This window comes from Kineococcus sp. GCM10028916, from assembly GCF_042674865.1.
Classification (GTDB): Bacteria; Actinomycetota; Actinomycetes; order Actinomycetales; family Kineococcaceae; genus Kineococcus.
Genome location: NZ_JBHTFM010000006.1, coordinates 424,366 through 443,390, shown reverse-complemented (window position 1 = coordinate 443,390; position 19,025 = coordinate 424,366). Strand labels below are relative to the sequence as shown.

Annotated in this window: 18 protein-coding genes and 1 riboswitch; of the genes, 13 read left to right on the top strand and 5 right to left on the bottom strand. The window is 73.6% G+C overall.

Going from position 1 to position 19,025, the window contains the following annotated elements:
- Position 1: 1 nt before the first annotated feature.
- Positions 2 to 94, top strand: a riboswitch (SAM riboswitch).
- A gap of 179 nt (positions 95 to 273) precedes the next feature.
- Genes ACFQ46_RS09270 through ACFQ46_RS09245 form a run of 6 tightly spaced genes read left to right on the top strand, consistent with a single transcriptional unit; the run spans position 274 to position 7,036 of the window.
- Positions 274 to 1,869 (top strand): ABC transporter substrate-binding protein, encoded by a 1,596-nt coding sequence (locus tag ACFQ46_RS09270; protein ID WP_380259207.1) that lies wholly within the window; start codon positions 274 to 276, stop codon positions 1,867 to 1,869.
- A complete protein-coding gene (locus ACFQ46_RS09265; RefSeq protein WP_380259206.1) occupies positions 1,866 to 2,885 on the top strand; it encodes an ABC transporter permease in 1,020 nt (339 codons plus the stop codon). The genes ACFQ46_RS09270 and ACFQ46_RS09265 overlap by 4 nt, the downstream gene beginning before the upstream one ends.
- 38 nt (positions 2,886 to 2,923) lie before the next feature.
- Positions 2,924 to 3,772, top strand: coding sequence for an ABC transporter permease (locus ACFQ46_RS09260; RefSeq protein ID WP_380259239.1), 849 nt, complete (start codon positions 2,924 to 2,926; stop codon positions 3,770 to 3,772).
- Positions 3,769 to 5,406 (top strand): dipeptide ABC transporter ATP-binding protein, encoded by a 1,638-nt coding sequence (locus ACFQ46_RS09255; RefSeq protein ID WP_380259205.1) that lies wholly within the window; start codon positions 3,769 to 3,771, stop codon positions 5,404 to 5,406. Before ACFQ46_RS09260 ends, ACFQ46_RS09255 begins: the two co-directional genes overlap by 4 nt.
- A complete protein-coding gene (locus ACFQ46_RS09250; RefSeq protein ID WP_380259204.1) occupies positions 5,403 to 5,900 on the top strand; it encodes a GNAT family N-acetyltransferase in 498 nt (165 codons plus the stop codon). Before ACFQ46_RS09255 ends, ACFQ46_RS09250 begins: the two co-directional genes overlap by 4 nt.
- A complete protein-coding gene (locus ACFQ46_RS09245; protein WP_380259203.1) occupies positions 5,897 to 7,036 on the top strand; it encodes an LLM class flavin-dependent oxidoreductase in 1,140 nt (379 codons plus the stop codon). The genes ACFQ46_RS09250 and ACFQ46_RS09245 overlap by 4 nt, the downstream gene beginning before the upstream one ends.
- A gap of 11 nt (positions 7,037 to 7,047) precedes the next feature.
- On the opposite strand, the gene ACFQ46_RS09240 is transcribed toward ACFQ46_RS09245, so the two are convergent.
- Together ACFQ46_RS09240 and ACFQ46_RS09235 are read right to left on the bottom strand one after the other, a co-directional pair.
- The gene (locus ACFQ46_RS09240; protein WP_380259202.1) at positions 7,048 to 7,953 is read right to left on the bottom strand and encodes a neutral zinc metallopeptidase; all 906 of its coding nucleotides are present in this window, start codon (positions 7,951 to 7,953) and stop codon (positions 7,048 to 7,050) included.
- 335 nt (positions 7,954 to 8,288) lie between these two features.
- Positions 8,289 to 9,473 (bottom strand): aminotransferase class I/II-fold pyridoxal phosphate-dependent enzyme, encoded by a 1,185-nt coding sequence (locus ACFQ46_RS09235; protein ID WP_380259201.1) that lies wholly within the window; start codon positions 9,471 to 9,473, stop codon positions 8,289 to 8,291.
- A 117-nt stretch (positions 9,474 to 9,590) separates the two neighbouring features.
- On the opposite strand from ACFQ46_RS09235, the gene ACFQ46_RS09230 reads away from it, so the two are divergent.
- Genes ACFQ46_RS09230 through ACFQ46_RS09215 form a run of 4 tightly spaced genes read left to right on the top strand, consistent with a single transcriptional unit; the run spans position 9,591 to position 13,286 of the window.
- Positions 9,591 to 10,238, top strand: a complete 648-nt coding sequence (locus ACFQ46_RS09230; RefSeq protein WP_380259200.1) for a hypothetical protein — start codon at positions 9,591 to 9,593, stop codon at positions 10,236 to 10,238.
- Between the two features lie 41 nt (positions 10,239 to 10,279).
- The gene (locus ACFQ46_RS09225) at positions 10,280 to 11,356 is read left to right on the top strand and encodes a glycosyltransferase family 1 protein (RefSeq protein ID WP_380259199.1); all 1,077 of its coding nucleotides are present in this window, start codon (positions 10,280 to 10,282) and stop codon (positions 11,354 to 11,356) included.
- Entirely contained in the window at positions 11,353 to 12,333 is a 981-nt protein-coding gene (locus ACFQ46_RS09220) for a hypothetical protein (protein WP_380259198.1), read from the top strand. Before ACFQ46_RS09225 ends, ACFQ46_RS09220 begins: the two co-directional genes overlap by 4 nt.
- The gene (locus ACFQ46_RS09215) at positions 12,330 to 13,286 is read left to right on the top strand and encodes a glycosyltransferase family 2 protein (RefSeq protein ID WP_380259197.1); all 957 of its coding nucleotides are present in this window, start codon (positions 12,330 to 12,332) and stop codon (positions 13,284 to 13,286) included. The genes ACFQ46_RS09220 and ACFQ46_RS09215 overlap by 4 nt, the downstream gene beginning before the upstream one ends.
- On the opposite strand, the gene ACFQ46_RS09210 is transcribed toward ACFQ46_RS09215, so the two are convergent.
- Positions 13,172 to 14,317 (bottom strand): glycosyltransferase, encoded by a 1,146-nt coding sequence (locus ACFQ46_RS09210; RefSeq protein ID WP_380259196.1) that lies wholly within the window; start codon positions 14,315 to 14,317, stop codon positions 13,172 to 13,174. The genes ACFQ46_RS09215 and ACFQ46_RS09210 overlap by 115 nt on opposite strands.
- Positions 14,318 to 14,502: 185 nt before the next feature.
- Here ACFQ46_RS09210 and ACFQ46_RS09205 point away from each other — a divergent pair, with 185 nt between their 5' ends.
- The 3 genes from ACFQ46_RS09205 to ACFQ46_RS09195 are packed head-to-tail and all read left to right on the top strand — an operon-like array spanning position 14,503 to position 17,688.
- Complete coding sequence (locus ACFQ46_RS09205) at positions 14,503 to 15,399, top strand: WcbI family polysaccharide biosynthesis putative acetyltransferase (RefSeq protein WP_380259195.1); 897 nt, start codon at positions 14,503 to 14,505, stop codon at positions 15,397 to 15,399.
- 28 nt (positions 15,400 to 15,427) lie between these two features.
- Positions 15,428 to 16,420, top strand: a complete 993-nt coding sequence (locus tag ACFQ46_RS09200) for a hypothetical protein (RefSeq protein WP_380259194.1) — start codon at positions 15,428 to 15,430, stop codon at positions 16,418 to 16,420.
- The gene (locus ACFQ46_RS09195) at positions 16,417 to 17,688 is read left to right on the top strand and encodes a glycosyltransferase (protein ID WP_380259193.1); all 1,272 of its coding nucleotides are present in this window, start codon (positions 16,417 to 16,419) and stop codon (positions 17,686 to 17,688) included. Before ACFQ46_RS09200 ends, ACFQ46_RS09195 begins: the two co-directional genes overlap by 4 nt.
- Here the strand turns inward: ACFQ46_RS09195 and ACFQ46_RS09190 are convergent.
- Positions 17,631 to 18,503 carry an FkbM family methyltransferase gene (locus tag ACFQ46_RS09190; RefSeq protein WP_380259192.1) on the bottom strand — a complete coding sequence of 291 codons (873 nt, stop codon included), beginning with the start codon at positions 18,501 to 18,503 and terminating at the stop codon, positions 17,631 to 17,633. The genes ACFQ46_RS09195 and ACFQ46_RS09190 overlap by 58 nt on opposite strands.
- Positions 18,504 to 18,655: 152 nt before the next feature.
- The gene (locus ACFQ46_RS09185; protein ID WP_328292713.1) at positions 18,656 to 18,895 is read right to left on the bottom strand and encodes a hypothetical protein; all 240 of its coding nucleotides are present in this window, start codon (positions 18,893 to 18,895) and stop codon (positions 18,656 to 18,658) included.
- Between the last annotated feature and the right edge of the window lie 130 nt (positions 18,896 to 19,025).

Sequence of the window (19,025 nt, the reverse complement as noted above, 5' to 3'; positions counted from 1 at the left end):
AACACCATCCAGAGCGGCTGAGAGACCTGGCTCGACGACGTCGCAGCAACCCCCCGGCAACGGGCGCGGGTGCTTCCGCCAGGAACGATGGAGGAGCGCAGTGAACAAGACGTCCCACGTCGCCGTCCTGAGGCGCATCGTCGACTTCTGCCTCACCGGTTCCACCGGCTGTCGCTGACCCAGCACCCCCGCTGACCGGGAACGTACCGGTCACCCCGCGTCCCCGCCGCAGGCCGGACGTGTCGTCGACGTACCCCTCAGCCTGGAGAACCCTTGCGCACCCGCACGCCCTTGTCCGCCGTCGCCCTCGTCGCGTTGTTCGCCCTCACCGCCTGCGGTGGCGGGAGCCAGGACGACGGCAGTGCCGCCGCCGACGGTGAGCCCGTCGCCGGCGGGAACCTCACCTTCGCCATCCAGGTCGACTCCGGGTGCATCGACCCGCAGCAGGTCGGCAACAACGACGCCCTGAACGTCGGTCGCCAGCTCGTCGACTCCCTCACGGTCCAGGACCTCGACGGTCAGGTCCAGCCGTGGCTGGCCCAGAGCTGGGAGGTCAGCCCCGACGCGAGGACGTTCACGTTCCACCTGCGTGAGGGCGCCACGTTCTCCGACGGGACGCCGCTCGACTCCGCGGCGGTCAAGGCGAACCTCGACGGCATCGTCGCGCTCGGGGCGAAGGCGTCGTTGGCCTCGGCCTACCTCGCGGGCTACACCGGGACGCAGACGCCGGACGCGCGGACGGCCGTCGTGACGTTCTCGCAGCCGAGCGCGCAGTTCCTGCAGGCGACGTCGACGATGAGCCTCGGTCTGCTCTCCGTCGCGACGACCACCGCTGATCCCGCGACCCGTTGCGATGGAACGACTCTCGTCGGATCCGGTCCCTTCGTGGTCGGGAAGTACACGAAGGACAGCGAGGTCGTGCTGAAGAAGCGCACCGGGTACGCCTGGGCCCCGACGGGTTCGAAGCACAGTGGTGACGCCTACCTCGACACGATCACCTACCAGGTGGTCCCCGAGGCGAGCGTGCGCACCGGGTCGCTGCAGTCGGGTCAGATCGACGCGACGACGGCGATCTCCGCGCAGGACCTCCCGCAGTTCGACGGCGGCGGTTTCTGGACCGAACGTCGCGCGAACCCGGGCATCCCCTACAACTTCTTCCCCAACGAGTCGCGGCCGGTCTTCCAGGACGAACGCGTCCGCCAGGCCCTGTCCAAGGCCATCGACCGCGAACAACTGGCGAGCATCCTCAACCCGGGTGACGTGGCCGTGACGTCGGCGCTCTCGGCGTCCACCCCGGACGCACCCGACGACTCCGACGTCCTCGCCCACGACGTCGCCGGGGCCAACGCCCTCCTCGACGAGGCCGGCTGGACGAAGGGTGCGGACGGGATCCGCGCGAAGGACGGCCAGAAGCTCTCCTTCACGATCACCTTCTGGCAGCCCACCTCGGCGGTGCTGGAACTCGTGCAGCAGCAGGTGCGCGAGGTCGGGATCGACCTGCAGTTGAAGCAGGGCACGACGGCCGAGACGACGGCCCAGCAGAACTCCGGCGACTACGACGCGATCTTCTACAACCTGACCCGCTCCGACCCGGACGTCGCCCGCACGATCTTCTCCACCGAGGCGCGCAACGTGAACCACCGCGCGCACAGCGAGGTGGACGACCTGCTGACCCGGCAGGCCGCGACGACCGACCCCGCGCAGCGCGCGGACCTCGTGGCCCAGGCGTCGAAGCTCCTCCTGACCCAGGCCCACTCGATCCCGCTCGTCGAACTCTCCACCGTCATCGCCGCGAGCGACCACGTGCACGACCTGCAGTTCGAGGGTTCCTCCCGGTTGTGGTTCTACGACGCCTGGAAGACCTCGTGAACCTCGGGCTCGCGGGCTACGTGGGCCGCCGTCTCGGTCAGGCCGTGCTGGTCCTGTGGGCGGCGTTCACCGTGACGTTCGTCATCCTCTACCTGCTCCCGAGCGACCCGGTCTCGATCATGCTCGCCGGTGGTCAGGGCGGGGAGCAGGCCGCGGTCGACCCCGCCCAGGCGGCGGCGTTGCGCGCCGAGTACGGACTCGACGACCCGTTGCCCGTGCAGTACGTCCACGCGCTCTGGCGCACGCTGCACCTGGACCTCGGGAACTCGATCCAGAACGGCGCACCGGTGTCGACGTCGATCGCGGACGCGTTGCCGCAGACGGCCCTGCTCGCCGCCTCGGCCTTCGTGGTCGCCCTCGTCCTGGGGGTCGGGATCGCCTTCCTCTCGACGTGGACGCGCTGGGGCTGGGTGCGGACGCTGCTGCTCGCCCTGCCCCCGCTGGGGGTCTCGCTGCCGACGTTCTGGGTCGGGCTGCTGCTCATCCAGGTGTTCTCGTTCCGGATCCCGGTCTTCCCCGCGCTGGGCAACCGGGGGGTCTCCAGCCTCGTCCTGCCGGCCGTCACGCTGGCGATCCCGGTCTCGGCCTCCATCGCGCAGGTCCTCGCCCGGGGTCTGCGGACGGCCCTGGCCGAACCGTACGTCGAGACCGCCCGGGCCAAGGGTGCGTCCCGGGCCCGGGTGCACCTGCGCCACGCGTTCCGCAACGCCACCATCCCGGCGCTCACCATCGGCGGGGTCGTCGTGGGGAACCTGCTCGCGGGGGCCGTCGTGGTCGAGACCGTGTTCTCCCGGGTCGGGATCGGGCGGCTGACGGTGACCGCCGTCAACGGTCAGGACATCCCGCTCGTGCAGGGCCTGGTCCTGCTGGCCGCGACGGTGTTCGTGGTCACCAACCTGGTCGTCGACCTCCTCTACCCGGTGCTCGACCCGCGCATCCGGGTGATCGGTGCCGCGCGCGCCTCGAAGCGCCGGGACCGCAGCGCGGACCGCGTCGTCGTGGGGGCCGGCGCGTGAGCCGGCCCGCACCCGAGGACGTCCTCGACGTCCTCGACATCGACGTCCGCTACCGCAGGCCGGTCAGACCCCGGCGCGGTGTCCCGAGCCGGCTGCGCCGTCCCGACGTGGTGCTCGCCGGCCTGGTCCTCCTGCTGGTGCTGCTCTGGGCGGTGGTCCCGGACCTCTTCACCTCGCAGAGCCCGATCGACGGCGTTCCCGCCGACCGGTTGCAGGGACCCTCCGCGGCCCACCTGTTCGGCACCGACCACCTCGGCCGGGACCTGTTCTCCCGGGTCGTCCACGGCGCGCGGTTGACGTTGCAGGCGACGGTGCTGGCCGTCCTCATCGGGCTCCTCGTCGGCACGCTGGTCGGGCTGGTCTCGGGTTTCGTGCGCGGTGTCGTCGACGACGTGCTCATGCGGGTCATGGACGTGCTGCTGTCCATCCCGGCGCTGCTGCTGTCGATGGCCCTCATCACCGCGCTGGGTTTCGGCACGACCAAGGTGGCGATCGCCGTGGGCATCGGGACGGTCGCGAACTTCGCCCGGGTCATGCGCTCGGAGGTGCTGAAGGTCAGCTCCGCGGTCTACGTCGAGGCGGCCCGGGCCAATGGCGTCCGCACGACGGGTGTGCTCTTCCGGCACGTGCTGCCCAACGCGGCGGGCCCCGTCCTGGCGCTGTCGGCGCTCGAGTTCGGGGTCGCTGTCCTCGCCGTCTCGTCGCTGAGCTTCCTGGGGTTCGGGGCGCCCCCACCCGCCCCCGAGTGGGGTTCGCTCGTGTCCGGCGGGCGCGACTACCTGGCGACCTCGTGGTGGCTGACGACGTTGCCCGGTCTGGTGGTGGCGGCCGTCGTGCTGTCCGCCAACCGCATCGCCCGGGCCCTGGAGAAGGGAAACGCCGCGTGAACGCTCCGCTGCTGCAGGTGCAGGACCTCCGGATCTCCTACACCGGCCGGGCCGGGAGGAAGGAGGTCGTGCACGGCGTCTCGTTCGACGTCCACCCCGGTGAGGTCGTCGCGGTCGTGGGGGAGTCCGGGTCCGGCAAGAGCACCACGGCGCACGCCGTCGTGGGGCTGCTGGCGGGCAACGGGTCGGTCGACGCCGGTTCCGTCCTGCTCGAGGGTGACGAACTCGTGGGTCTGAGCGACACCGCCTGGCGTCGGGTCCGCGGCGCGCGCATCGGCCTGGTCCCGCAGGACCCGACGCTGTCGCTGAACCCCGTGAAACGCATCGGCGACCAGGTCGCCGAGGCGCTGCACGTGCACGGGCTGGCCAGGGGGGCCGCCGCCCGGGCGCGCGCGGTGGACCTGCTGACCGCGGCCGGCCTGCCCGACGCCGCGCTCCGCGCGAGGCAGTACCCGAGCGAACTCTCCGGCGGGATGCGCCAGCGCGTCCTCATCGCGATCGGGCTCGCGGCCGGGCCCCGGTTGCTCGTCGCCGACGAACCCACCAGCGCCCTCGACGTCACCGTCCAGCGACACGTCCTCGACCACCTCGAGGACCTCACCCGCGAGGCCGGCACCGCCGTGCTGTTCATCACCCACGACCTGGCGGTGGCCGCCGACCGGGCCACGCGCGTCGTGGTGATGTCCGAGGGCGAGGTCGTCGAGGTCGGGACCGCCCACCAGGTGCTCACCCGACCGCGGCACGCCTACACCCGGCAGTTGCTCGCCAGCGCACCCAGCCTGTCCAGCGCCCGGATCACCGCCCGACCCCGCGAGCGCACCGCACCGCCGGCACCGCGACCGGCGGAACCGCTCGTCCGGGTGCGGAACCTGGTGAAGGAGTTCCCGCTGCCGGGCCGGGGCAACGCCCAGACCGCCGTCTCCGACGTCAGCTTCGACGTCGGCCGGGGTGAGACGGTCGGGCTGGTCGGGGAGTCCGGCTCCGGCAAGACCACCACCGCCCGCCTCGTCCTGGGTCTGGAACGTCCCACGACGGGCGAGGTCCTGTTCGACGGGAGGCCGACCGTCGGTCTGCGGGGCTCGGCCTGGCGCGAGCTGCGACGGCGGATGCAGCTCGTCTACCAGAACCCCTACGCCTCGCTCGATCCTCGCGTCGCCGTGGGGGAGACCGTCGCGGAGCCGTTGCGCGCGTTCGGCATCGGGAACGGGACCTCGCGACGACGACGGGCGGTGGAGCTGCTCGACCAGGTGCGGTTGCCGGCGGACGCCCTCGAACGGCGGCCCGCGGAACTCTCCGGCGGGCAGCGGCAGCGCGTCGCCATCGCGCGGGCCCTCGCGCTGGAGCCGGAGTTCGTGGTGTGCGACGAACCCGTCTCCGCGCTCGACGTCTCCGTCCAGGCGCAGATCCTGGAACTCCTCGTGCAGTTGCAGGCCGACCACGGGCTGAGCTACCTGTTCATCTCCCACGACCTGGCCGTCGTCCGCCAGGTCTGCGACCGGGTCGGGGTGATGCGCCGGGGTGAACTCGTCGAGTTCGCCCCCTCCGAGGAGGTGTTCTCCGCGCCGCGGCACCCGTACACGGTCGAACTGCTGGAGGCCATCCCCGGCCGACGGGCCCTGGAGGACGTGTCGTGACCGCCGAACCCGTGGACCTGCTGGTCCGGGTCGTCGGACCGCGTGACGACCTCGCGCGTCCGCTGTTCGACGACCTGGCCCGGGAGTACGGGACCCGCTACGGCGGGACCCCCGACCAGGTCCGGCAGGAGCTCGAGCGCTACCCGGCGCACGAGTTCGAGGAACCCCACGGCGTCCTGCTCCTGCTGCTCGAGGACGGCGATCCCGTCGCCGGCGGTGCCTACCGCCGTTACGACGATCGGACCGCCGAGCTCAAGCGGATCTGGACCCACCCGGACCACCGTCGGCGGGGACTCGCCCGCCGGGTCCTCGTGGAACTCGAACGCCGGGCTGTCGCGGCGGGCTACCGCCGCACCTACCTCACGACCGGACCGCGCCAGCCCGAGGCGAAGCACCTGTACCTGACCACGGGCTACCGGCCGCTGTTCGACGTCGCGGTGGACCCCGAGACCATCGGCCCCCTGGCCTTCGAGAAGGATCTGAGCACCCCGTGAAGTTCCTCGTGATGTCCCTCATCGGCACCAGCGGTGACGCGGCCGGTGGGAGGTCCACCTCGCCGCGCCAGCGCTTCCGCGAGGTGGTCGAGACCGCGGAGTTCACCGAGCAGCTCGGCCTCGACGCCTTCGGGGTGGGGGAGCGGCACTCCCCGGAGTTCCTGTCCTCCGCCCCGACCGTCGTGCTGGCCCACCTGGCGGCCCGGACGTCCAGCATCCGGCTCTTCACCACGGTGACCGTCCTGAGCCTGCTCGACCCCGTCCGGGTCGCGGAGGACTACGCCACCCTCGACCACCTCTCCGACGGGCGGTTCGAGATGATCATCGGCAAGGGCAACGACGCCCACCAGTCGGAGCTGTTCGGGTTCGAGCTCGCCGACCAGTGGGACCGCAACCGGGAGAACTACGAGCTCCTGCACCGGTTGTGGCGCGAGGAGGGGGTCGACTGGTCGGGGCGCTACCGTCCGGACCTGCGCGGGGCGACGACCTACCCGCGGCCCCTCGACGGGCCGCTGCGGGTCTGGCACGGTTCGGCGTCCAGCCGGGAGTCCACCGAACTTGCGGCCCGCTTCGGCGAACCGCTGTTCTCGGCCAACGCCTTCCACCCGCAGGCCAGGTACGCCGACCTCATCGCGCACTACCGGCAGCGCTTCGCCGAGCACGGTCACGATCCCGCCCGCGCCCTCGTCGGCGCCGGTTCGGGGGGCGTGCACCTGGCCAGGACCTCCCAGGAGGCCCTCGAGCGGTTCCGGCCCCTGTGGGAGGGGTACATGGCCACCCCCGCGGCGGCGCACAACAGGTCCCCGTTCACCTCCCTCGAGGACGCGGTCGAGCGCGGGCCGAACCTCGTCGGATCCCCGGAGCAGGTCGTCGACAAGATCGGGAACTACCACGGGGCGTTCGGTCACGAACTCCTCGCGATCGGGGTGGACGGCCAGGGCCTGCCGGTCGCCGAGCAGCGGGCGACGTTGGAACTCTTCGCGACCGAGGTCGCCCCGGTGGTGCGCCGCGACTTCCCCAGCCGGGCCTGGGCGGACTTCCCGCGGCCCGCGGGCGGCACCGTGCGAGTCCTCGCCGAACACGGACACGAGCACGAGGAGACGGACCTCGTGGGAGCCGCCGCCCTCCCCGGGTGAGGCCCCTCAGCTCAGAGCGTCGACGCGGCGAACGTGTCGCACTGCGCCGGGTCCCCACCCCGGAACCCCGTGGTGAACCAGCGTTGCCGCTGCTCCGAGGTGCCGTGCGTGTAGGAGCCGGGGTCGGTGCTGCCGTCGCCGAGGTTCGTCTGGATGAAGTCGTCGCCGATGCGTCCCGCCGTGTCCAGGGCGCGGGCGATGTCGTCGTCGGTGAGTTCCTCGATGAGCGGGCCGCCCGAGTCGTCCGGCACCGTCGTCGCGTGGTTCGCCCACGTCCCCGCGTAGCAGTCCGCCTGCAGCTCCAGCCGGACGCTGCCGCTGTCCGGCCCGCTCACCCCGGCCTGGACGGAGTCGCTGGTGCCCAGCAGGTCCTGCACGTGGTGCCCGTACTCGTGCGCGAGGACGTAGGCGTTCACGAACGTCCCGCCCTCGGCGCCGAACCGGGTCCGCAGCTCGTCGAAGAAGGACAGGTCCACGTAGACGAGCCGGTCGGCCGGGCAGTAGAACGGACCGGTCCCCGACGAGGCCGCCCCGCAGCCCGTCGAGACGGACCCGGAGAAGAACACGGTGTCGGTCTCGGTGTAGCTGCCGCCCAGCACCCCGCCCCAGTACGTCTGGATCGAGTCGATGTCGGCGACGAGGGCGCACTCCTCCTTCTGGTTCGCGTCCTCGCCGGTGCGGCAGGACGCCGCGAGCTCGGACCCGTCGGCGCTCTGGCCCGACCCGAGCCCGTCCAGCACGCCCCCGAACTGCGACGTCGAGCCGCCCTGCCCGCCGAGCACCTGGAACAGGACGAGGACGAGGACGCCCACGATCCCCAGCCCACCACCGCCGAGGGCGACGGCCCGCCCGCCCCCGCCGCCGCGGCGGTCCTGCACGTTGCCGGTGTCGAGGCGGGCGTCGCCGCGGTACCTCACGGGAGCATCACAGGGTTCGTCACGGGATCGAGCATGCTGTGCCCCCGCGCGGCGCACCACTCCAGAGGTGTTCGTCGCCCTCCGTGACCGGGCTGGTACGTAGGAGCGTTCGGCCTGCGGCAGAGCCGAAGTCGTCCTACCGTTCGGTGACCACGCCCGACCGCACCTGTGGAGAACGATGCTGACGATCCCGCCCCCGCCGGACCCCGGGAGGGCCGTGCGGCGTGCGTTGCTCCTCGCCGAACGCGAGGCGGCAGCCCGGCGACGTCGGGTGCGCGGGACCCAGCCCCGGCGGTTCCCGGTCCCGCCCCTCGGCAGGGGTCTGGACCCGGTGGTCAGGAGGCGTCGCCGAGGAGACCCAGGAACCGTCCCAGTCGGCTGATGCCCTCGCGGAGTTCTTCGCGCGAGGCGGCGTAGGACAACCGGACGTGGGTCTCGGCGGTCGCCTCCCCGAAGTCGCGACCCGGCGTCAGCGCGACGTGCGCCCGCTGCAGGGCCTGCTCGCAGAACTCCCAGGCGCCCAGGCCGGTCCCGCTGACGTCGAAGTAGACGTAGAACGCGCCGTCGGGTTCGACGGGGACGGGGAGCCCGATCCCGGCCAGTCCGGTCAGCACGATCCGGCGGCGTTCCGCGAGTTCGAGGCGTCGCTCCTCGCACAGGGCCAGGGTCTCCGGGGTGAAGCAGGCGAGCGCCGCCTGCTGCGCGGGTGCGGAGGCGCAGAGGAAGTAGTTCATCGCGAGCTTCTCGACCGCGGGGACGAGCCCGGCCGGCAGGACCGCCCAGCCCAGCCGCCAACCGGTCATGCCGAAGTACTTGGAGAAGCTGTTGACGACGATCGCGTCCGGGTCGACCGCGAGCACCGTCCGCGGCGCCGCGCCGTCGGGTGCGGGGTCGGAGAGGTCGAGGTAGATCTCGTCGACGATCCGCCAGGCCCCCCGGGCCCGCGCCTGCCCGCAGATCTCGGTCAACTGCGCGAACGGGATCGACGTCCCCGTCGGGTTGGACGGTGTGGCGACCATGACGCTGCGGGTGCGCTCGGTCCACGCCCGCTCGACGCCGCCCGGGTCGAGCTGGTAGCGCGACGCCGCGGTGGTGGGCACCGTGACGACGACCCCGCCGAAGGTCTCCACCATCTGCCGGTTGCAGGGGTAGGACGGGTCGGCCATCACGACCTCGGACCCCGGGTCGGTCGTCGCGGCCAGCACCAGCAGCAGGGCGCTGGACGCGCCGGAGGTGACGACGATCCGCGCGGGGTCCACCTCGACGCCGTGCCGGTCCCGGTAGAAGTCCGCGATCGCCCGCCGCAGCGCGGGAGAACCCATCGACGGGGTGTAGGGGAGAGGACGGCCGTCCATCACCTGCCGCATGGCCTCGCGCACGGCCGGCGGGGCCCCGAAGTCCGGTTCCCCGATGCTGAGCCGCACCACGTGGTGGCCCTGCGCCTCGAGGACCGCCGCCTGCTCACCGAAGGCCAGGGCGTGGAACGGCTGGACGGTCTGGGCGCGTTGCGCGAGTTGCACTGGTTCCCCTCGAGCCGCGAACTGGTGGCGCGAGGCTACCGCCCGCCCCGTCCCCGGGCGCTGCCGGACGCGTGAGTCGTGGGTGCGGCCGCTCCGGGCGGAGGCTAGGTTGACGTCGTGCCGATCCGGATCCCGCCGACCTACCGCGCGGCCTGGGTCCCCTTCCGCGAGGCCGGGCCACGGGACGCCGCCGCGGACGTCGCGATCGCCTGGATCGAACAGCGCAGCGCCGAGTCCGGTGCGCGGAGCCTGCTCGTGACCAACGACAAGGTCACCGTGACGGTCAACCAGCGTCTGCTCGCCTTCGCCCGGCGGCACACCGCGGCGACGCCGCGGATGAGCACGGGCGGGGCCCGGGGGGTGCCGGTCCTCGCCTACTGCCCCGACCTGGCCGCCCTGCACCTGGCCGTCCAGCGGGCCCACGGCGCGTCGCTGGTCGTCGTCGAGGGCGCCGCGGGACAGCTGCGCGGCTGGGCCTCGGTGGTGGCGCCCCTGGACCTCGGCGACCCCGGAGCACCCGCCGGGCGCACCGAACCCGCCGACGAGCCGTGGCTGGACACCGTCGCGCTGCTCGCCTCCGAGGAGCACGGTCTGCTCGCGGCACCGGAGCACACCCTCGCGGTCCTGGAGCGCATCGTCCCGGAGCGCTGGACCCTGCTGCCGACGGCGCTCCTCGCGCACGGCGTGACGCTGCACCACGTCCGCCGCATCAACAAGCTGATCGACGCCCTGTCCTCCTCTCCCGCACCCTGCCGCACCGCCTGACGAGCTCGCGCGAGCGACCGGGAACCCGCACCATGACTGCCGTGGAGATCAACGAGGGGACGACCGCGCGGGTCGTCCGGGTGCTGCACGTCCCGGGTGGGCACGGTTACGTCGCCAACGTGCAGGACGCACGGGTCCCGGACGTCACCGTGGTACCGGAACCCGCGCCGTCGGGCGCGTGGGCCCCGTCGCGGGCGCTCGACGCCGCGTGGGTGGTCGGGAACGCCGCGGAGTTCGACGTCCTGCACCTGCACTTCGGGTTCGAGTCGCGCACCCCGGCGCAGCTCCAGGACCTGGTGGATGCGCTGCGGGGCACCGGGAAGGCCCTCGTCCTCACCGTGCACGACCTGGAGAACCCGCACCTCCTGGACCAGTCCGGGTACCACCGCCTGCTCGACGTCCTGGTCCCGGCCGCCGACGGCCTCCTGACGTTGACGCCCGGTGCGGCGCAGGCGGTCCAGGACCGGTGGGGTCGCACGCCGGTGGTCGTCCCGCACCCGCACCTCGCGCCGCCGGAACGCATCGGGACCCCGCGCCCCGCCCACCCCGCACACGTCGTCGGGCTGCACCTCAAGAGCCTGCGGGCGAACCTGCTGGCCCTGCCCGCGGTCCGGACGCTGGCCGACGCGGTGGCCCGGGTACCCGGGGCCCGGTTGCGCGTCGACGTCCACGACGAGGCGCTGCGCCCCGACTTCCCCCGCCACGACGCGGAACTCACGGCGTGGTTGCGGTCCGCCGCGGAGCAGGGACACATCGACCTGCGGGTGCACGGGCGCTTCGACGACGAGGAACTCCTCGACTACCTGCTCGACCTCGACGTCTCGGTCGTCGCCTACGGCCACGGGACCCACTCGGGCTGGCTGGAACTCTGCCACGACCTCGGGACCGCCGTCCTGGCCGGCCGAGCGGGTTTCCTCGCCGAGCAGCACCCGCTGGAACAGGTGGACCTGCACGACGTGGAGTCCGTGCTGACGGGGTTGCGACGCGCTCTCGCGGGCGTTCCCGGGGCCACCGCGGCGGGTCGGTCGGCGCAGCGGCTGGAGATCGCACGCGCGCACCGGGACCTGTACCGGACCGTCCGGGACCGGGTCACGGGTGGGGTCGGGGTACCGCGGTGATCGGCTGGTACGCCCACCACCAGGGGTCCGGCCACGTGCAGCGGCTGCGGGCCGTCGCCGAGCACCTGCGCACACCCGTGACGGCGCTCTCCTCGGCCCCGCGACCGGCGGACTGGGGCGGGGGATGGGTGCAGCTCGAGCAGGACGACACCGAACCCCTCGACCGCCGCCGCGTCGACGCCGGGGGGCGGTTGCACTGGGTTCCCGCGCACCACCCGGGGTTGGCTGCGCGCACCGCCCGCATCGCGACGTGGATCGCGACGACCCGGCCGGCGCTCGTGGTCGTCGACGTCTCCGTCGAGGTGACGCTGCTGGCCCGGCTGTGCGGGGTCCCCGTCGTCGTGGCGGCGATGCTGGGGGACCGTGACGACCCCGCGCACCGGCTGGGCCGCGACGTCGCCCGGGCCCTGCTGGCCCCGTGGCCGGAACCCGCGGACCCGGCCCCGGGGTCGGGGACCCCGGTCGTGCACGTGGGCGCGTTCTCGCGCTTCGACGGGCGCCCCACCGTCGAACCCGTTCCGGGCACCGTGCTCGTCCTCTGGGGCAGCGGAGGCCGCGACGTCAGCGACGACGACTTCCGGCGTGCTCGCGAGGCGACGCCGGGCTGGACCTGGGAGTACCTCGTCCCCGGTCGCGGGGACCGGCCGGTCGACGTCTGGGACGCGTTGCAGCGCAACGAGGTCGTCGTCGTCCACGGTGGCCACAACGCGGTGGCGGAGGTCGCGGCCGCGCGCCGGCCGGCCGTCGTCGTGGCCCAGGAGCGTCCCTTCGGTGAACAGCGCCGACGGGCGGCACTCCTGCGCGCCGAAGGGATCACGGCCCTCGACGAGTGGCCGGAACCCGGAGCGTGGCCGGAACTCCTGGTCGAGGCCCGCGCCGTCGGCACGGGACCCTGGAAGCGTTGGGCGCCCGGCGACGGGGCGGCCCGTGCGGCGCGGTTCCTCGACGACCTCGCGGACCGGGAGGGTGGCGCGTGAGCACCACCGCCGTCCTGGCCACCGCGGTCCTCACCATCGTCGCGGGTCGCCACGACCACCTCCGCGGTCAGCTGATCGGGTTGCAGCGCAGCACCTCCACGCCGCGCTGGCACGTCGTCGCGGCCATGGGTGACCCGGCCGTGCGCGAGGTCGTCGCCGAGTTCGACCGGCCCGGGACCTGCGAGGTCGTCGTCGTCGACGTCCCCGTCGGACCGGACGGGGAACTCCCGCTGGCCCGGGCGCGGAACGCCGCCGCGGCCGAGGCCGTCCGTCGGGGAGCGGAACTCCTGGTCCTGCTCGACGTCGACTGCGTCCCGGCGCCCCACACCCTCGCCGCCTACGAACGGGCGGTCGCCCACGGCGCAGCCGACGCGGGGCCCGCGCTGTGGTGCGGAACCGTCGCCTACCTCCCGCCCGGTGTCGTGGTGCGGTCCGCCCGTGACCTCGACGGCCTCTCCGCCGCAGCCGATCCGCACCCGGCGCGACCCGTCCCGGCGGCCGGTGAGGTCGTCCTCGCCGACGAGTCGCAGTGGTGGTTGTTCTGGTCCCTCTCCTTCGCCACGACGGCAGCGGACTGGCGCCGGTTCGGGGGTTTCTGCGAGGAGTTCCGCGGCTACGGCGGTGAGGACACCGACGTCGCCGCGACGGTGCGGTCGATGGGCGGCGCGCTGCACTGGGTGGGTGGGGCGCAGGCGTACCACCAGCACCACCCCACGCAGCGACCACCGGTCCAGCACCTGGAGGCCGTCCTGCGCAACGCCGCGGTGTTCCACCGGCGGTGGGGGTGGTTCCCGATGGAGGGCTGGCTGGCGGAGTTCCAGGAGAGGGGACTGGCCGCCTACGACGCGGCGACCTCGACCTGGTCCTCGACCCGGCCCTCGACCCTGCCCTCGACCCTGCCCTCAACCCTGCCCTCGGAGGTGTCCGACCAGCGTCCGAGCACCCGCGCGTAGAGGCGCTCGTAGGCGTCGACCACCCGGTCGAAGGACAGGTGCTCCAGCGCGTGGCGCCGGACCTCACGTCGGTCCAGCCCCAGGACGTCGTCGACGGCCGCGGCCAGCGCGGCGACGTCGTCGGGTGGCACGACGCGACCCATCGCGGTCGTCCCGCCCGGGCTCAGCACCTCACGGATCCCACCCCGGTCGAAGGCCACCACCGGCGTCCCCGACATGGCCGCCTCCGCGCAGACCAGCCCGAACGGCTCGTCCCAGACCGGGGTCACCAGGACCGCCGAGGCGTTGCCGACCGCCCCGCTGAGGTCGTGTCCGCCCAGGTGCCCCCGGTAGGTGGCGTTCGCGCCCAGCAGGGGCTCCACCTCGGCGGCGAAGTACGCGCGGTCGGCGACGGGCCCGACGAGGTCCAGGTGCCGGCCGGCGAGCGCCGCGGCCCGCAGGGCGAGGTGCGGGGCCTTCTCGGGCACGATCCGTCCGAACCAGAGGAGTCCACCGCGTCCGGGACCGAGTCGCCAGCGGCGGGGCACGACCCCGTTCGGGACGACCTGCACCGACGCCACGTGCGGTGACCACTGGGCGGCGGTGAAGCCGCTGACGCAGGTGAACGCGGCCGATCCGCCGCCCGCGGCCAGCGCGGACGTGAGCCACGGCGTGGGCGGGGTGTGCAGGCTCGTCACGACCGGCACCGGCAACGTGTCGGCCAGGGCGAGGGGGAGGTAGTGCAGCGAGTTGTTGTGCACGACGTCGACGTGACCGGCGTAGGTCGTGCGCAGGGCGGTCATGACGCGCAGGTGGTCGTGGTGCTCGGACATGAACTCCGCGGCCGGCATCGACGAGTCGGTGCGGGCGAGGTCGTCCGCCGCCCACGACCCACCCCCGAGGACCTCGGGCTGGACCCCCGGTGAGCCGGCGCCCGCGAAGAGGAGGACCTGGTGGCCGCGGGCGCGCAACCCGTCGACGAGCGTGCCGACGAAGGACTCGAGCCCGCCCGCGTACGGCTCGGCGACCGGGTGGCGGCTCGGTCCGAGCACGGCGATCCGCAGCGGCTCCGAGGGTCCGCGACGTGCGTGCGACGCCCGACGCGCCGGTTGGCGGGTCAGTCCTCCCGGGAACCGGTGGGAGGAGGTGTGGGTGTCGAGCACGCGACGATGACAGCACACCCGACGCGGTTCCGCCCCCAGGGGCCCCCGGGGCCTGATGCCCCTATTGTCAACTCGTGACGAGGGAGGAGCACTACGGGGGGTTCTACGGGCTGGTGCCCCTGCCCGTCGACGACGGCCGACCGCTGGTGCTCGTCCACGGCAACTGCCAGGCGGAGTCCCTGCGGGTCCTGCTGGGGACGGACTCCTCCCCGGTCCGCACCGTGCGGGTGCCGCCGGTCCACGAGCTGACCGCCGCGGACCTGCCCCACCTGGACCGGCTGCTGGCCCACGTCGACGTCCTCGTGTCGCAACCGGTGCGCGACGACTACCGCGACCTGCCGCTCGGCACGGCGCAGCTGGCCGCCCGTGCCCCGCGCACCCCGCGGGTGGTGGTCGTACCGGTGCTGAGGTGGGCTGCGCTGCACCCGTTCCAGGTGATCGTGCGCAGTCCGGGGTCGGGTGAACCACCGGTCGTGCCCTACCACGACCTGCGTTCCCTGACGCTGGCCGCCGGGCGTCCGCCGCTGCCCGAGGTCCCCTCGCCCGAGGCGGTGCGGGAGGTGCGCGCGGTGTCGGTGCGGGAACTGCAGGAGCGCTGCGCCCGGCACGGGGCGGTCGAGGTCGCGGACCTGCTGCTCGCCGCCGGCGCCCGCGCGACGCAGACGATCAACCACCCCGGCAACGACGTCCTGCGCGGGCTGGCCGAACGGGTCCTGCGGGCCTGCGGGCTGCCCGCGGCGGTCGACGACCCGGGCCGCACCCTGCTGGACAGCGTCCACGCCCCGGTGCTGCCGGAGGTCCTGTCCGCCCTGGGGCTGGCGGGGAGCGGGCGGCCGGGCTGGACCGTGGCCGGGCGCGAGGTCGCCGACGCGGAGGTCCGCGAGGCCCACCTGCGCTGGTACCGGGAGCACCCGGGGGTGGCGGAGGCGGGGTTGGCCCGGCACGCGGAGGTCGCGGCGGTGCTGTCGTGAGGGTGCTGTCTGTCGTGGTGGTGCTGTCGTGACGGTGTCCCTGGTCGTCGGCCCGGCCGAGCACGGGGTGACGGCGGCGGCGCTGGCCCAGTGGGGGGTCGTGGGCACCGATCCCGGCCGTCGGCTCGTGCGGCGGGTGGGGCGTCCCGACCTCCCCGACGTCCTGCAGGAGCTGGACGGGGCCGGGCCCGGACCCGTCCTGGTGCACGTCACCGACCGGCTCTTCGGCCGGGACGCCGACGAGGCGGCCGCGTTCGTCGAGGGGCTGGCGTCGGCGCGGGACCTGCTGGTGACCCTGCACGACCTGCCGCAACCCAGCGACGGTCCGGTCAACCACCCCCGCCGGGCGCGGGCCTACCGGCGGATGGCCGAGGCGGCCTCCGCCGTGGTGGTGTCCAGCCGGCACGAACAGCGCCTGCTCGCGGCCTGCGGGGTCACCCGGGTGGCCGACGTGGTGCCGCTGCCCGTTCCGCGGTTCGCCCCCTCGCCCGCGGCGGACCCGTGGGCGCGACCCGTGGCCGTGGCCGTCCTGGGTTTCCTCTACCCCGGGAAGGGGCACGAACTCGTCCTGGACGCCCTCGACGGCCTGCCCGCCGGGGTCGGGCTGTCCGCCCTCGGCCGCCCCTCCGACGGGCACGAGGACCTCGTGGTGGAACTCACCCGCCGGGCCCACGCGAAGGGACGGACCTTCGACGTCACCGGGTACGTGCCCGACGCGGAGCTCCCCGCCCTGCTGCGTTCCGCGGTGATCCCGGTCGCCCCGCACGAGCACCTCTCCGCCTCGGGTTCCATCAACGCCTGGATCGGGGCCGGACGTCGTCCGCTGGTGCCGCGCAGCGACTACGTCACGGAACTGCTGGAGCGTCACCCCGACTGCGTCCGGGTCTACGACGACCTGGCGAGCGCCCTGGTCGAGGTCTGGTCGACCCCGGAACTCAGCTGGGCCGACGGCCCGGGCGGACCGACGCTGGAGGAGACCGTCCAAGAACTGCTGGCGATCGCGGACCGGTTGCCCGCGTGAGGACCCCGCTCATCACGGTCGTGGTGCCCTACTTCGAGGACCCGCACGGTCTGGACCTCGTGCTGACCGCGCTGGAACTCCAGGACCACCCCTCCCTCGAGGTCGTCGTCGCCGACGACGGTTCCCGGGTGGAGCCGCAGCCCGGGCCACGTCCCTACCCGGTGCGGGTCGTGTCCCAGCCGGACCGGGGTTTCCGGGCCGCGGCCGCCCGCAACCTCGGGGCGGCGGCCGGCCGGGGTTCGCTGCTCTGCTTCCTCGACGCCGACACCGTGCCGGAACCCGGGTACGTCTCGGCCGTGGTGCGTGCGGTGGCCGGCGGTGCCGACCTGGTGGTGGGGCGGCGGCGCCACGCCGACCTCGCGTCGACGACACCGGGTGAGCTCCGCGACTGGTTCGCGACGGGCGTCCCGGCTCCGCGGGAGTTCCCCGAACCCGCCTGGCTGGCCGAGGCCTACGAACGCACCGACGACCTGCGCGCCGCCGGGGACGACGCGTACCGGTTCGTCATCTCCGCGGTGCTCAGCGTCACCCGGGAACTGTTCGAGGAGGTCTCCGGGTTCGAGGAGGCGTTCACCGCCTACGGGGGCGAGGACTGGGAGTTCGCGCACCGCTGCTGGATCGCGGGCGCCGGGTTCGTGCACGCCCGCGACGCCGTGGCCTGGCACGACGGCCCGGACTTCGCCGGGCGGACCGACGAGGCGCAGGCGCGGTCCTCGCGCAACCTCGAGGGTCTGACGCTCGCCCGGTTCGTCCCCGACCCCGCGGCCCGCGGGGAGGGCCTGGTCTGGTCCCACCCCGACGTCGTCGTCACCCTCGACGACCGCGGCCGCGAACCGGCGGACGTCGTGGCCTCGGTCCGTTCGCTGCTGCGGGGTTCCGACGCCGGGGTCTGGCTGGTCTCGGGGGAGGCGGCGGACCTGCTGGACGACCCGCGCGTCCACCGCGGCCGCCCGTCGTGGGACGTGCTGCGCCGCTGCCGCTTCCGGGTCGACCTCGACGTCCCCGTGCTGCTGTCGGGGAGCACCCTGCGCGATCTCGCGGACGTGGCCCCCGCGCGGGTCGGGGAGCACCTCGTGGTCCGGCGCAGCCGGGACCTGGCCCGCGGCGAGGGGGCCGAGGTCCTCGACGTCCCCGGCGTCACGGCGGCCGAGGCGGTCGGCAGCGACCTGCAGCGGACGTGGGGCCACGAGGACCACCGGCGTCCCCGCCCTCACACGTCGCTGCGGACCCCGTTCGTGCCCAGCGACACCCCGAGCTCGCGGCCGTAGGCCGGTACGACCTCACCGTCCACGTCACCCCGGCCCACCAGTTCCACCAGGCAGCGCACCACCAGGTCGGGCGAGGCGTAGACGTGGTGGGCGAGCAGCGCGAGGTGGGTGAGCTGTTCCGTCGAGAGTTCCCCGAGCCGGCCGAAGTCCTTGACGTAGGCGACGTCGGCCTCGAGGAGCTGCTGGTGGGTCGCGAAGATGTTGCCGTCCAGGACCCCGGGGGAGATCGGCCAGCGCTTGACGGCGGCGAAGGCGTGCGGCAGGAAACCCTGGGCGCGCAGTTCCGCGTCGACGTCGGCGAACAACGGCTGGTCCTGGTAGAGCGGGACGAAGGAGACCTCGGTGTGCACCGCGACGGCGCCGGCGAGGGTCCTCCGGCCGTTCTGGAACACCATGAGCTCCGAACCCTGGACGTCGATCTTGAGCAGGTCCAGCGGTCCGAGGTCGGGGACGTCGTCGAGTCGCGTCGTCGCGACCGGGATGCGCTCCAGCACCTGGCCGTAGCGGGCGAACTCGTTCAGGGCCGAGAGGCGGGCGACGTCCGGTTCGAAGAGGCTGGTCATCCCGTTCATCCAGGTGACCTTGAGCTCGTGCTCGCCCCCGTCGCCGACGGCGTGCTGCAGGTAGCGCTCGTGGGGACCGGCCGCCGCGTGCAGCTTCGCCAGCGCGTCGGCCTGCGGTTCGAACCCGACGACGGTGCACAACCCCGCAGCCAGCATCGGAGCGTAGGGCGGGTCACCGTCGATGGGGTTCGCACCGATGTCGACCACCGCCGTCCGCCGGGTCGCTGCGAGGAGCTCGATCCACGACTGCACGTTGCACCTTCCTGACGACGGCCCGGGTGGCGCCGATGTGCAGGTGAGGTTACGGGAGCGGCGCGAACGCGCGAGGTGGGGACCTCCGCGCTCCGGGCGGGACCGTCGGGTGCGGGGAGGGCGTCACCCGGGGGCCGGGTGACGCCCGCGGATCACTTCTCGTAGGTGTGCAGGGCCAGCCCGACGCCGAAGAAGGTGGGGGCCCAGTGGCCGACGAAGATGCCCCAGCGGTCAGCGCGGTCGGTCCCGGCGTCCTCCGCCTGACGGGAGATCCCCCAGGCCAGGAACGAGAGACCGATGCTCGCGAAACCGGCGGTGTAGGCCCAGTCGGACTTCACACCGGCGTCGTGCAGGTACTTGATCACAGGATTCTCCTCGTCGTCGGTGGGCACGGCGCTGACCGGACGGGGATTCGCCCGCGCGGGCCCTACCCCGACATCGGACCGCGAGACGGCCGGCGTCGCATCTCGAAACCCCTGTGGGTTTGACCGCGCCGCGCCGAGGGCACGCCGATACGGTGAG